The sequence below is a fragment of the Microbacterium sp. P5_B6 genome, from assembly GCF_056400345.1.
Genome location: NZ_JBFULL010000002.1, coordinates 62,773 through 75,277, shown reverse-complemented (window position 1 = coordinate 75,277; position 12,505 = coordinate 62,773). Strand labels below are relative to the sequence as shown.

Sequence of the window (12,505 nt, the reverse complement as noted above, 5' to 3'; positions counted from 1 at the left end):
TGTTACCGTCACCTCCGTGGCAATATCCGATGCACTCGCCGGGCTGGATCCGGCACAGCTTGCGGCCGTTGAGCACGGCGAGGGGCCGCTTGTGGTCGCCGCGGGCGCCGGCACCGGGAAGACGCGGGTGCTCACCGCCCGTGTCGCGCGGCTGCTCGAGGCGGGGGTCTTGCCTGAACGGATGCTGCTGCTGACATTCACGCGGCGCGCGGCGTCCGCGATGCTCTCCCGCGCTGCCGTCATGTGCGGCGACGCTCAGGCTGCACAGCGCATCGCCGGCGGCACATTCCATGCCGTCGCGCACCGCATCGTCGCCGAGCACGCACAGCATTTGGGGCTGGAGGACGTCACGGTCATCGATCCCGACGATGTCATCGACCTGATCGACCTGCTGCGCGCAGAGCACGGGCTCGACGGGACCGAGGTACGACTGCCCACGACACGCGCCATCGCCGACATCGCCTCCCGGGCGATCAATACCGCAACCCCGGCCCGCGCGGTCATCGAAGCGCAGTTTCCCTGGGCGCTCGAGCAGGCCGACGCGATCGCCGGCCTGCTGCGGCATTACCGCGACCGCAAGCGCGAGCGTGGGCTGCTCGACCTGGATGATCTGCTCATCGCCTGGCGCGCGCTGGTCGCTGATCCCGATGTCGGAGCACGGCTGCGGGCGCGCTGGGACTGGGTGCTCGTCGACGAGTACCAGGACGTCAATCAGCTTCAGGTAGACATCGTGCGCGGGCTCAGTCGCGACGGTCGCGGGCTCACGGTCGTCGGCGACGACGCACAGGCGATCTACGCTTTCCGGGGCGCGAGCGCGGGCCACCTGCTCGATCTCGTCGAGGCGTACCCCGACGCCACCCTCGTCCGTCTCGAACGCAACTTCCGTTCCACGCAGCCGATCCTCGACCTTGCGAATCAGGTGCGCCCCGGCGAACTGAGGCTGCGGCTCGTGGCCGACCGGACGCAGCCGGGCGCCCGGCCCACGCTGGTGACCTGCCGCAACGCCGACGACGAGGCTCGTACGATCGCCGACCGCATCCTCGCCGCGCACGTCGACGGCACGCCCCTGCGTTCGCAGGCCGTGCTGATGCGCACCGGATCCCACAGTGCCCAACTCGAAGTCGAGCTCAAGGTGCGGCGGATCCCGTTCCACAAGTTCGGCGGGATCGGCTACCTCGAGACGTCGCATGTGCGCGACCTGCTCGCGAGCTTCCGAGTGGTTCTCAATCCCGCAGACGAGGTGTCCTGGTACCGACTGCTCACCCGGCACCGCGCTATCGGCAAAGCGAGTGCGCGCGGACTCGCCGGAATCCTCGCTGACGGGGGCGTCGATCGCATGGCCGACGCGGTCGCCGCGGCGCCGGCGAAGGCGCGCACCGGGCTCGCGTCGACCCTGTCGCTGCTCGGCGCCATCGACTCCACGACTGCGGTCCCCGAGCTCGTCGAAGCATGCCGAGGCGCGGTGGATCCATTGCTGCGCGCGCACTACCCGGATTGGCACCGCCGGGTGACCGAAGTCGACGGCATCGCGCAGGCCGCCGCTCAACAGAGCGATCTGCGCGCCTTCGTGAGCGAGCAGGCGATCGACCCGGTGAACGTCGCCGGCGACTGGGCGAAGCAGCCGCATCTCGACGAGGACTGGCTGACACTGTCTACGATCCACTCTGCGAAGGGTCTGGAATGGGACGCCGTGCACCTCATGCGGACGAATGACGGCGCGATGCCTTCCGACATGGCTCTCACCTCGCACGCGGGCCTTGCCGAGGAGGAGCGGCTCTTCTACGTCGCGCTCACCCGCGCCCGGGACGCCCTCGACGTGTACGTGCCGTCGCAGCTGCCCACGCACCCCACCGCGTTCCTGGCCAAGCACGTCGCGGCGAAGCCCAGCAGGTTCTTGACCGAGTCCGCACGCGCTCTGATGGAGTCGGTCAGCACCGCCGCCATGACCCCCGAAGCCGCGGTCAAGCGGGCCGTCGGGCCGCCTCGCGTGCGCACGGACGCTTTCGACGAACTGTTCGCCTGATCAGCGGGTTGGGCAGGGTAGATGCTGCACGTCAGGGTTGGCTCATCAGCATCCACTGACACCCCATACGGTATGCGGGAGTTCGCACTAGTGGACAAGAGCGGAAATCTGCTTCGCATTGGAGCACCCCTCGCCGCTAGCGCGTAGAGCGACCCGCTGGCGACAGACTTGGCCTTTGCCGCCGCGGGCGCTGCCATCCGCGTTGCGCACGGAAGATCTCATCGATCGCTTGGAATTTCTGCGGCAGTGAGATTGCTTCACCAGGTGTGAACAACGACGTCAGCGAGGCCCTGCACCGAAGTCAGCTCATCGACCTGACGACGACCGGTCGCCGTAGCGGGCTACCGCGCCGCATTGAGATCTTCCTGCACGACGAGGACGGCGTGCTGTTCATCACCGGGATGCCTCGAAGAGACCGCACAAGGGACTGGATACACAACATCACCGCAGACCCCAACGTCATTGTGCACTTGAAGAAGGGCATCGAGGCCGACGTTCCTGCCACGGCGCGGGTAGTCACCGATCCCCGCGAAGCGCGGCCGCTCATCGAGGCCGCCGCACGTCGATGGCGCAGAGACGATGTCGACGACATGATCGCGCACAGCCCGCTCATCGTGCTGACTGCGGCTACCTCGCCCGCCTGACGGCATCCCGAGTCACTGGCCACGCGAGGAGGCCTCAACTGTCAGAAAGGCCCTTCGAGGTCATGACCTGCAGGTGGATCGCGGTCGACAAGGCAAGCGAGATCGCGCCGGTGAGATTAGTCGCTCTGATGCATCCAAGCAAGGGACGTGCCCCCGCGGAGCTGCCGGAGTTGACTCCCCGGCGTGAGCGGTCTACCTCGCTATGTTCTGTTCGAGACTCGTGACCACGGTGAGATGGACGAGTCCATCCGCCGCGTGTACGGCGCGGGGGTCCGACTGGAGAATCCGGGCTCAGGAGTTGTCTTCCGGCAAGAGGTTCTTGTCGACGAACAGCTTTCCTATGGGCGGATGCAGATCGACGCGACCCTGATCGCCACGCAAGAGGGCTTCACCGACTTCGTCGTTGGACGGCTTCGGGGAGGCGGCTACTCACGCTTGGTGTTACTGCGCGCCGCGGCAGTGCCTGGAAATCTGCCGCCTCGCGAAGGTATCTCAACCTAAGTGCCGCTCCGCCTGCCGATCATTTGCGGCGGGCCGGCCCCGACCACCCGGTCATCAATCCTTGGTGGCCGTGGTTCATCCGTCCTGCGTCGTGGAGGGCGGCTTCGTGGCCCGCCAACTCCTGCACCCACAGCGGCTGCTGGTCGATCGTCACCGACCCAACGCCCGCCGTGAAGTAGGCGACGATCGGGGGGCTCGATACGAACTCGGCGGCGAAGGTACCGACCCCGCTGACGCGCACCAGAGCGTCGCGCGAACGCAGATCCCGCATGAGCAGAGCGAACGCTTCGGGATCGTCGGACGCCGGTGCCTGCGGTCCCACCGGGAACTGCGAGCGCAGCTGGCCTAGGATCTCTCGGCGCTGCGTCTCTGAAAGCCGAGCGAAGGCTGCCGCGTAGGCGTCGTCGGCGACTTTGGTGGGAACGTTTCCCAAGACATACGCATATCGCCCGATCTGCTCGTCTTCGCTGATCGGGTGCTGAGCCCGTCGCATCTTCACGGCTCCTCCTGCCTGATGAGGCTGAGCGTACGCCGACTGAAGCGGCCAGTCGATGGGCGCACTGATCGCTGACCAGGCGTTCGCCGACGCCAGCCCTCGTGCAGAGAGGACTCTCGCGGTGCCTGTGGCGGATTCCGAGCGAGGGACTGGGAAAGTACCGTGGCGACTGAGAACGTGACGCATCCTGCTCCGCTGGGGGACGGGCTTCCGGGCGTGCCCGAAGTCTACGCAGGCTCATTCACCGTTCGGCAGAACTGTTGGCGAGGTGGCGACAGGGCTGAGCGGGCCGGGTTGACGGGTGGCTGTTAGACGACGACGCGGATGAGGTTGGCGAGGAGGAACCCGGCAACGAGGATGCCGATGATGGCGCCCGCCCAGCCGACGGGAGCACCGGCGAGCTTGGCTCGCCTGGCGTCTAGGCCGCCGAGCACGCCGAGCACGGTCGCGACGACGGCAAGGCCGAGGACTGTGGCCAAGAGGCCGACGGTGAAGAAGACGGGGGCGAGCAGGAGATCCGCCGTGAGGTCCATGATTCCCGCGGCCGCCGTGGTGTAAAAGGTCATCACGGCGGCGGCGAGGGCGAGGGCGAGGGACACGGCGGAGAGCGTGCTCATCCGGCGCGGCGCGCTTCCAGCGACGGTGGTGGGACCGGTATCGGTTCGGTCGCTCGGGATGGGCTCGCTTGTCGTCATGGCGCTCACTCTAGGGCCAGCGAGACATGCCTCATGGGGATGTTCGAGAGGCCGAGTTCTATTTCCTCCCCCCAGTCGGCGATGGCCCCTCCGCGCGGGCCGCGGGCGCGGATGCACGCAGTGCCCCGGCGATCGCACGGACTCGAAGCGAGGTAGCCCGGCCCAGGAGCTCGCCGCGGAGCTCCCCGGAGAGCCGATCCTGCTCGAGCGCCCGCGGTGGTCCGCATCTGGGCACCGCCCGCTGCGGTGTCCTCGCGAATACGTGAGCGCACGAGCACGAGCGCTTACGTGCATCGCGGGGATAGGGATCGCGACCGCGCGCGTCGGCCGGGTTTCTGCACCTTACCCGGATAGTGATTCCCCCGCGGTCCGACCGACCCGCGGTGATGACAGGGGTGACCGCTCAGCCGCGGTCCGATGAGCGGTCGTTCCGAGCGCCGTCGTGGTCGTCGCCACCCCGGAGCAGGGCGGGCCGCTGGTCGATCCCGTGGCTTGTGAACGCATAGAAGATGGGCAGGACTAAGAAGATCACCGAACCCACGAGGGGGTGGATGAGGACACCGGCCAATCCCGCCACCAGGTAGAGCACGACCCCGATCAGTGCGCGCGGGCGCTCCCGCGCGAAGTACGAATCCTCCACCTCGTCCCTGGTGAGGTCGGGATGCCCGGCCAAGTACGAGAAGAACACCAGCCACGACAGGCAGAGCAGGGCCCCGATCAGCGCGTAGAGGCCGACCGCGACGCGCTCGTCCTGCAGGTTCCCTGTCCTGGCCGTCTCGGCGATCACAGCAGTGGGCCACGGCACCAGCGCGAGCGTCGCGAGGAGACCGAGGTTCGCCCACTGCAGACCGATGTCCATCTCCTTTATCCGGGTGAAAGCGGCCTTGTGGTTCATCCAGATCACCGCCAGATAGGTGTACGAGGCGGCGTACGCCAGGTACGTCGGCCACTCGCCCAGCAGGCCCGCCAGCAGCTCCCCCTCCTCGGACTTCGGCGGCCTCAGATCCAGGACGAGGAGGGTGATCACGATCGCGATGATCGCGTCGCTGAAGGCGATAGCTCGCCCCGGATCCGATCGGGTACGCTTCGTCTCTTGCTTTCCGTGGCTGTCAGCTCGTTCCCTTCCGACCACTTCCACTGCCTCCCTAGGGCGCAAAGACGGCGCGGACGCAGCCGTCCTGCTTCTCCTTGAACATCTCGTAGCCCTTGGGAGCGTCATCCAGCGGCATCACGTGCGTCGCGAGGTGCTCGGTGACGAGTTCGTTGCGTGCCATGCGCTCGAGCAGCATCGGGATGTAGCGGTGGCCGTGCTGCTGCGCGGAGCGAAGCGTGAGGCCCTTGTTCATGATCGGGCCGAGCGGGAACTTGTCCACGAACCCGCCGAAGACGCCGAGCACGAAGACATTCCCGCCCTTGCGTGCCGCGAAGATCGCCTCCCGCACGGCTGTCGGCCGGTCGGTCTGCAGCCGCAGCTGCTGCTTGAGCTGGTCGTAGGCGAAGTCGATGCCGTCGTGGTGCGCCTCCATCCCGACGGCCTCGATGCACACATCCGGTCCACGGCCGCCGGTGAGTTCGCGCAGCTCGGGGAGCACCTCGCTGGTCTCGTAGTTCATCGTCTCCGCGCCGATCACGTTCTCGACCTGGGCGAGGCGCTCCTGGAAGCGGTCGATGACGATCACCCGTTCGGCCCCGAGCAGGAGCGCGCCGCGCGCAGCCATCTGCCCGACGCCGCCGGCCCCCCACACGGCCACCGTGTCGCCCGGCTTCACCCCGCCGAGGTCCGCACCCATCCAGCCGGTCGGCGCGGCATCCGAAGCGAACAGCGCCCGCTCGTTGCTGACACCATCCGGGACCGGGAACGCGCCCTGGTCGGCGTACGGCACCCGGATGTACTCGGCATGACTGCCCGCCCATCCGCCGAGGGCATGAGAGTAGCCGTAGCAGCCGCCGGGCGCCTGACCCCACAGAGCCTCCGGGATGCCGGCATTGGGGTTGCCGTTGTCGCACAGCGAGTACAGCTCGTTGCGGCAGTACCAGCACTTCCCGCAGCTGATGAACGAGCACACGACCACCCGGTCGCCGACCTGATGCTTCGTCACCGCGGACCCGGTCTCCACGACCTCGCCGATGAACTCGTGCCCGAGCACATCCCCGGCGCGCATCGTGGGTACGTAGCCGCCCAGCAGGTGCAGATCCGACCCGCACGATGTGGTCAGGATCACCCGGACGATGATGTCCTGGGCGTTCAGGATCTGGGGGTCATCGACGTTCTCGACCTCGAGCTTGTTCACTCCGGTCCAGCACACAGCCTTCACAGCACACCTGCGCCCTTCGCCTCGTCCTCTGCCTTGTCGACGGCGGCGCCGAGCAGAGTGGCCGGCCGATGGCCGTGAGGGCGGGGCGTCGCGCGAAGGATCTCTCCCGTCTCGAACAGCTGCTTCGCGTCGCGCAGGGCCGCACGCAGGGCCTGTTCCGGGTCGTCGTCGCCCAGAACGCTCGAGGTGTCGGCTCCGTCGCGCACGCGCGCGTGCACCTCGAATCCTTTGTCGGCCGGCGCAGGATCCAGGCGGATCTCCAGCACGTTCGCGATCCGCTGCAACGGCTCGGGGTAGCCGTCCTGGGTGAAGGCGGCAGCATCCCCGAGGACAGTCACCGCCTTCCATCCCTCCGGATGACGGCCGTCACCATCGGTGTCCTGCTTGCTGCGGACCAGCGATCTGGTCACCAGTCCCACGGCCACGCCGGCTGCCCCAACGGCAACCGCTGTCTTCACGCCCATCTTTCCTCCTGCCGATAAGAGGGCGACGGCCTCCCAAAGACGCCCTCGGATTGAATCCGGACATCGTCGTCATACCCCTTCGATTGATGGAGGGGGGTTCACGAAATGGAAGGACCGGAGGACAATGCCTCCCGGGGAAGCCGCGTGACTGGCCTGGACAGTTGACGCGCGCTAGCCTGCGCGAGTCTTCCCAACGCAGATGTACACCAACTCCCTTTGGGATCGAACGCCGGCCGAGGGTCGCGCTCCAGGCTCCGCTTCCTGGCGCAGGATCGGTAGCCGGATCCCTGCCGCAGGATCTCTCGTTCCGGCAATTGGGACGCGCGCTCAGGGATGGTCAGCGACGAGACCCTCCACCGGCACCAACCGCCGCGAAGGTGCAGCTGCTTCGGCCGATCCCCAGCGTTCGCGCGAGAGGATGAACTGTGTCCTCTTCCGGCAACCCATCGGGGGTGCGCCGCCGCGGCGTGCTGACTCTGGCCTTCGTCGGCTATCTCGTGCTGCTGGCCTGGGTTGTGCTGTGGAAGCTTGAGGTGCCGTGGATCGGCGAGGCCGCCGCGCTGGCTCGGCCACTCAAGTTCGTGCCGTTCGTCGCAAGCGGCGACGCGGGCGCCAGCGCACCAGCCGAGGTCATCATCAACCTCGTGATCTTCGTCCCGTACGGGCTCTTTATGGGTGCCCTGGCGCCGACATGGGCATGGTGGAAGGCGGCCGGGATCTTCCTCGGCACGAGCATCGTGCTCGAGACCACCCAACACCTGATCTCGACCGGGAGCTTCGATACCACCGACCTCATCGTCAACACCGCGGGCGGCCTCATCGGGTACTCGGTCTTCGCCGCCCTGCGCCGCCGCCTCGGCGCTCGCGCCCCGGTCATCGTCGAGCGGGTCTGTGTGATCGTCACCGCGCTCGCACTCCTGGCCGTCGTGGCGTTCATCGCGTCACCGTTGCACTACGGCCCGCAGCGCGACGTCATCGTGCAGCACCGAACGTCACAGGGATAGTCGCCCCACCCGGGCAAATCGGCTCGACCCATGCCCGTCGACGACTCAATCAGTCGCCCTGACTCAACGGGCGATCCCGGATCGAGATCTACGAGCATGCCCGCTCAGGGATTCGAATCGCCCGCACGCGGCCGTCCCTGATTCGGGCGCTGCCCGCAAGAGGATCGGTTTGTGTCCCCGGCATTGTGCAGGCAGCGCCCGGACGCCGCGAGCGTAAGCGGGGCGTAGAAGTGTCGCATTGGCAAGGGGTCGCAGGTCATGCGCGGTCCGCGGGGCGTGCCGTCAGGGATGCGGTGTGCCGAGCGCATCAGGCAGCCTCTCGAAGAGGCGACCACGGGCAAGGCGCGCCTGACGCGTCATATAGCCCAGGAGAGGTCGCGGGGCCGAGGCGGTGACGGTCTCGGTGACGTGCGAGCCGCCGGCAATCTCGATCGAGCGGGCGCTGATGTGCAGTCGGCATCCGGGGGCCGGGCGGACGACACTCGTCATCTCGGCCTCGGATGTCCGTATCGTTCGCGTCGTGAACTGGAGAGGGTACGAGAAGGGGCCAAGCCGCGACGTCTCGGTGACCTTCCAATCCGTCCAGGGACCCGTGTCACTCGATCCCTTGGCGACGATCTCGGCGTGCGTGAAGTAGGGATGCACTCCCGGATGCCGATCGAGCCGGACCAGGAAGTCGATGGCGTCCTCCGGCGCGACTCCGACGGACGCCTTTAGGTCGAAGGTTCGTGTGGCCATAGCACGATGATCCTCGATCACCCTCTGCCGGGGCTTCGGCGCGCGTGCGCCGCTCAGCTGTGGAAACCCCGGGAAGCCGGCCAGCGAAGACCGGCCTCCGCACATCGATCATGTGGACAGCTGTCGTATCTCTCGCGGCTTGTGCTCTCTGTGGGATTGGCGTGTCGGAGATCCGCCATGGGCAGGGGCACTGCCGTGGGCCTTTCAATTCGGACCCGACATCACTGCAATCGAATGAGTGATTGACTACTCACTCCCAGTGAGTGTACAGTCACTCTCATGACCACTCGAAGCTCCGTCCTCTCCACGGCCGATGTTCGCCGGCCGTCCGTTGCCGCCGCAGCCCTCACCGAGTTCGCGCGCGGAGGGTTCCACGGCGCGACCGTCGCGGACGTGGCCAGGGCGGCGAAGATCTCTCCGGCTTACGTCTTCAAGCTCTACCCGCGCAAGGAGGCGCTCTTCGTCGCCGCACTCGACGCCTGCTTCGACCAGATCCTCGCCGCCCTCGAGGCAGGAGCCGACGCGGCAGCCGACCACTCGCCGCGCGCGGTGCTCGACGCGATGGGAGACGCCTACGCCCACCTCATCCGAGACCGCGCCCTGCTGATGCTCCAGGTGCACGCGCAGTCCGTCGCCGACATCCCGGAGGTCGGCGACGCGCTCCGCGCCGGGCTGGCGAGGATCACGGACTTCGCCAAGCAGCGCTCGGCGGGAACCGATGAAGACGTGCAGCTCTTCATGGCCTACGGCCAGCTCTGCCACCTGCTCGTGACCGCGCGCATCGACGAGATCCCTGCTGAATGGGCGCGGATCCTCTCGGCTGGCATCAGCCACCCGGAGTAGCCCGCAACCCATCGGCTCGCACTTTCGCATGCCCATAAGAGTGAGTGACTGCTCACTCGCTGCGATTGAAAGGAGGAGACATGAAGAACGAAATCACCATGCGCTGGGTCGCACTCGCCCCCCTCGCACTCATCGTCCTCGCGCTGTTCAGCGCCTGGAGCTGACGATCGCCGCAGCGGCATCCCTCGACTCATCCCCACAGAAACGGACGACCAATGACCAGCAGCATCCTGCCCCCCACGACCCCGACACCTCCCGCAACCGTCAACGACAAGGCAAGGAGAGGTGAGGGGATCGCCTGGTGGGTCACCTTCGGAGTCCTCACCTTCGCCCTCGTCGCCATGATCAGCCTCTGGAACTGACCCGCACCACAGGGAGCGGCCGAGACCGTCGGCCGGTCCCCCACCCTCACGAAAGGAGCACCACCATGACCACCTTCACTGCCCCGACTCCCACGTCCGCCCCCACCGCTCGCAGCAGTCGACGCTGGCTCGCCCTGAGCATCCTCGCGCTCGCGCAGTTCCTCGTCGTCCTGGACGCATCGATCGTCAACATCGCACTCCCCGTGCTCGGCCAGCAGCTGCACATGGACACGACAGCTCTGGCCTGGGTCATCACCGCATACGTGCTCGCGTTCGGCGGGCTCCTCCTGCTCGGCGGACGCCTCGCCGACCGCTACGGCCACCGCCGCGTCTTCCTCATCGGCACCGCCGGCTTCGTCGCCTCCTCCGCACTCGCCGGACTCTCGTTCTCCAGCGAGATGCTCCTGACCGCCCGGGCCCTGCAAGGCGCGTCCGCCGCGCTGCTCGCTCCCGCAGCCCTCGCGCTCCTCACGCATTTGTTCCCCGACACCAAGGACCGCACCAAGGCTCTCGGCGTGTGGGGCGGCGTTGCCGGTATCGGCGCGGCCGCGGGCGTCCTTCTCGGCGGAGTCCTCACCGCCGCCTTCGGATGGCAGTCGGTCTTCTTCGTCAACGTCCCGATCGGTGCGATCGTACTGATCCTCATTCCCCGGCTCATTACCCGCGACGTCCCCTCCGTGCGCGGCAAGCTGGACCTGCCCGGAGCGGTGACCATCACCGCATCTCTCGTCTCCGCCGTCGGCGCGCTCAGTGCCATCGAGCAGGTCGGCTTCGTGCACCCCCTGACGATCGGCCTCGCCCTCGCAGCGGTCCTCCTCGGCGTCGCCTTCGTGGTCATCGAGCGCCGCACCGCCGAGCCGCTCGTGCCGGTCGAAGTCTTCCGCAACCGCAACCTCTCGGTCGGAAACATCGTCATGCTCCTCGTCGGCGCCGCGATGGTCGCGTTGTTCTTCGCCCTGTCCGTCTACATGCAGGCCGTCCTCGGCTATGACGCGCTCACGGCCGGCCTCACCCAGCTGCCGCTCGCCGCGGCACTGGTGATCGTCGCCGGCCTCGCCCCGGCGATCGTCGGCCGCATCGGGGTCAAGACCACCCTGATCGCGTCGCTCCTCATCCTCGCGAGCGGCCTGGTGTGGCTCTCCTTCGCCCCCGCCGACGCACAGTTCATCACGCCGCTCCTCGGCCCCACCCTGCTCATCGGAATCGGCATGGGCGGCGCATTCGTCACCACCACGCAGCTCTCGGTCGACGGCGTCGAAGGCGGAGAATCCGGCCTCGCCGGCGGCCTGGTCAACACCAGCCAGCAGATCGGCGGCGCCCTCGGCCTCGCCGTGCTGGCCACCTTCGCCACCCTCCGCACCGACGCGCTCCTCGACGCCGGAACGCCCGCGCCGGAAGCCCTCACCGGCGGCTTCTCCCTCCTGTTCCTCGGAGCGGCGGCCGTCTCAGTGATCGCCGCGATCGCCGCCGGCTTCGCCCGGAAAGAGTAGGTCTGCACTCGCCGTTCTGCAGCACACTGACCAACGGCCGACGAATCCGCCCCATGGACGCCATGGGGCGGATTCGTGGGTCGACACGACCACGGAATGACGGGCACGAGTCGCGCCACGAGTGCATTCGACTCCCTCTGCAGGGGACGCCGAACGCCCGACCCTTCTCACGACTCGGCGCGACGCTAGCTAGTGGCTGGGATCACGCCTCCACCAGCTGGAGCGAACGCCCGCTCAGGGATCCGAATCGTTGGCGTCGTTGGGATAGGGCGACGCTAGCCCGATTTCGAACGGCCCACCCGGCACGGCCGCGGCCCGCTGAGGGATCGGGAGGGATCATCGTCTCCGCCAGAAATGGCGCGGAACATGACGGCGATTTCACGGTGCGGGTACTTGCAAAACCTGGCGTACCTCTTCACCTTCCGGGTCGAGTACGCATTGGACGACGACGTTTGCGGGCCCCGACAGGGTGAACCTCGATACCAGCACGAATTCGAGCGCCTGCCCCGGCTCCAGAACCGTCGCCTCTGACGAAGTAGCGGTCAGTCGTTGCCTGTCGAGCGTCGTGAGGCCTTCGATTCGAACGTCTCGTACAGTTTCGAGACCCTCGTTGATCAGCAGCCAGCTCTCCCCAGCGCCGTGTCGGATGGTGAAGTTGACGGCGTTGGCGGGGCTCGTCGGAAGAATGCCGGCGCGGTGGCCAGCCTCATCCTGGCTGGCAGCGGCGAGAGAGGCGCGCTCCTGGTTGTCCCGCGAACGCCTGTTGTTGGCGTAGGTGAGGTATCCGAACAGCGCCGCCACAAGAACCGCCAACGCGGCCGAGATCGAACCGACCCACTGCGCCCACAGCGATGCAGCCTCGTAAGGTGTCACGATCGCGAGCGTACCGGGACGACAGGCCAAGGGGCCCGACAACCGTCCACCGCCCTG

Annotated in this window: 14 protein-coding genes; 7 read left to right on the top strand and 7 right to left on the bottom strand. The window is 67.5% G+C overall.

Annotated features, from left to right (window positions below):
• Window positions 1–16 precede the first annotated feature (16 nt).
• From AC1DP3_RS02100 to AC1DP3_RS02090, 3 genes are all read left to right on the top strand, one after another.
• Window positions 17–2,023 (top strand): ATP-dependent helicase, encoded by a 2,007-nt coding sequence (locus tag AC1DP3_RS02100; protein ID WP_477290820.1) that lies wholly within the window; start codon window positions 17–19, stop codon window positions 2,021–2,023.
• A gap of 266 nt (window positions 2,024–2,289) precedes the next feature.
• On the top strand, window positions 2,290–2,667 hold the full coding sequence (locus AC1DP3_RS02095) for a nitroreductase family deazaflavin-dependent oxidoreductase (protein ID WP_477290818.1): 378 nt from the start codon (window positions 2,290–2,292) through the stop codon (window positions 2,665–2,667).
• Between the two features lie 234 nt (window positions 2,668–2,901).
• A complete protein-coding gene (locus AC1DP3_RS02090) occupies window positions 2,902–3,168 on the top strand; it encodes a hypothetical protein (protein WP_477290816.1) in 267 nt (88 codons plus the stop codon).
• Between the two features lie 19 nt (window positions 3,169–3,187).
• Here the strand turns inward: AC1DP3_RS02090 and AC1DP3_RS02085 are convergent, their stop codons facing one another.
• The 5 genes from AC1DP3_RS02085 to AC1DP3_RS02065 form a co-directional block, all read right to left on the bottom strand.
• Window positions 3,188–3,667, bottom strand: coding sequence for a hypothetical protein (locus AC1DP3_RS02085; RefSeq protein ID WP_477290814.1), 480 nt, complete (start codon window positions 3,665–3,667; stop codon window positions 3,188–3,190).
• A 305-nt stretch (window positions 3,668–3,972) separates the two neighbouring features.
• On the bottom strand, window positions 3,973–4,359 hold the full coding sequence (locus AC1DP3_RS02080; protein ID WP_477290812.1) for a hypothetical protein: 387 nt from the start codon (window positions 4,357–4,359) through the stop codon (window positions 3,973–3,975).
• 403 nt (window positions 4,360–4,762) lie between these two features.
• Window positions 4,763–5,491, bottom strand: a complete 729-nt coding sequence (locus AC1DP3_RS02075; RefSeq protein WP_477290810.1) for a TMEM175 family protein — start codon at window positions 5,489–5,491, stop codon at window positions 4,763–4,765.
• A gap of 13 nt (window positions 5,492–5,504) precedes the next feature.
• Entirely contained in the window at window positions 5,505–6,674 is a 1,170-nt protein-coding gene (locus tag AC1DP3_RS02070) for a zinc-dependent alcohol dehydrogenase (RefSeq protein ID WP_477290808.1), read from the bottom strand.
• A complete protein-coding gene (locus tag AC1DP3_RS02065) occupies window positions 6,671–7,138 on the bottom strand; it encodes a hypothetical protein (protein ID WP_477290806.1) in 468 nt (155 codons plus the stop codon). The genes AC1DP3_RS02070 and AC1DP3_RS02065 overlap by 4 nt, the downstream gene beginning before the upstream one ends.
• A gap of 425 nt (window positions 7,139–7,563) precedes the next feature.
• Here AC1DP3_RS02065 and AC1DP3_RS02060 point away from each other — a divergent pair, with 425 nt between their 5' ends.
• On the top strand, window positions 7,564–8,142 hold the full coding sequence (locus AC1DP3_RS02060) for a VanZ family protein (RefSeq protein ID WP_477290804.1): 579 nt from the start codon (window positions 7,564–7,566) through the stop codon (window positions 8,140–8,142).
• A 282-nt stretch (window positions 8,143–8,424) separates the two neighbouring features.
• On the opposite strand, the gene AC1DP3_RS02055 is transcribed toward AC1DP3_RS02060, so the two are convergent.
• On the bottom strand, window positions 8,425–8,880 hold the full coding sequence (locus tag AC1DP3_RS02055; protein ID WP_477290802.1) for a hypothetical protein: 456 nt from the start codon (window positions 8,878–8,880) through the stop codon (window positions 8,425–8,427).
• 279 nt (window positions 8,881–9,159) lie between these two features.
• Between AC1DP3_RS02055 and AC1DP3_RS02050 the strand changes: the two genes are divergently transcribed.
• The 3 genes from AC1DP3_RS02050 (at window position 9,160) to AC1DP3_RS02040 (ending at window position 11,575) form a co-directional block, all read left to right on the top strand.
• Entirely contained in the window at window positions 9,160–9,723 is a 564-nt protein-coding gene (locus AC1DP3_RS02050) for a TetR/AcrR family transcriptional regulator (RefSeq protein ID WP_477290800.1), read from the top strand.
• Window positions 9,724–9,938: 215 nt separating this feature from the next.
• Window positions 9,939–10,085: a hypothetical protein gene (locus AC1DP3_RS02045; protein WP_477290798.1), complete on the top strand. Its 147-nt coding sequence runs from the start codon at window positions 9,939–9,941 to the stop codon at window positions 10,083–10,085.
• A 65-nt stretch (window positions 10,086–10,150) separates the two neighbouring features.
• On the top strand, window positions 10,151–11,575 hold the full coding sequence (locus AC1DP3_RS02040) for a DHA2 family efflux MFS transporter permease subunit (protein WP_477290796.1): 1,425 nt from the start codon (window positions 10,151–10,153) through the stop codon (window positions 11,573–11,575).
• A gap of 378 nt (window positions 11,576–11,953) precedes the next feature.
• On the opposite strand, the gene AC1DP3_RS02035 is transcribed toward AC1DP3_RS02040, so the two are convergent.
• A complete protein-coding gene (locus tag AC1DP3_RS02035) occupies window positions 11,954–12,448 on the bottom strand; it encodes a hypothetical protein (RefSeq protein WP_477290794.1) in 495 nt (164 codons plus the stop codon).
• Window positions 12,449–12,505 lie beyond the last annotated feature (57 nt).

Excerpts from the sequence above, each read along its gene's own strand:
- AC1DP3_RS02040 (WP_477290796.1), top strand. The coding sequence starts at position 10,151 with ATGACCACCTTCACTGCCCCGACTCCCACGTCCGCCCCCACCGCTCGC.
- AC1DP3_RS02065 (WP_477290806.1), bottom strand. The coding sequence starts at position 7,138 with ATGGGCGTGAAGACAGCGGTTGCCGTTGGGGCAGCCGGCGTGGCCGTG.
- AC1DP3_RS02090 (WP_477290816.1), top strand. The coding sequence starts at position 2,902 with ATGGACGAGTCCATCCGCCGCGTGTACGGCGCGGGGGTCCGACTGGAG.
- AC1DP3_RS02045 (WP_477290798.1), top strand. The coding sequence starts at position 9,939 with ATGACCAGCAGCATCCTGCCCCCCACGACCCCGACACCTCCCGCAACC.
- AC1DP3_RS02055 (WP_477290802.1), bottom strand. The coding sequence starts at position 8,880 with ATGGCCACACGAACCTTCGACCTAAAGGCGTCCGTCGGAGTCGCGCCG.
- AC1DP3_RS02050 (WP_477290800.1), top strand. The coding sequence starts at position 9,160 with ATGACCACTCGAAGCTCCGTCCTCTCCACGGCCGATGTTCGCCGGCCG.
- AC1DP3_RS02080 (WP_477290812.1), bottom strand. The coding sequence starts at position 4,359 with ATGACGACAAGCGAGCCCATCCCGAGCGACCGAACCGATACCGGTCCC.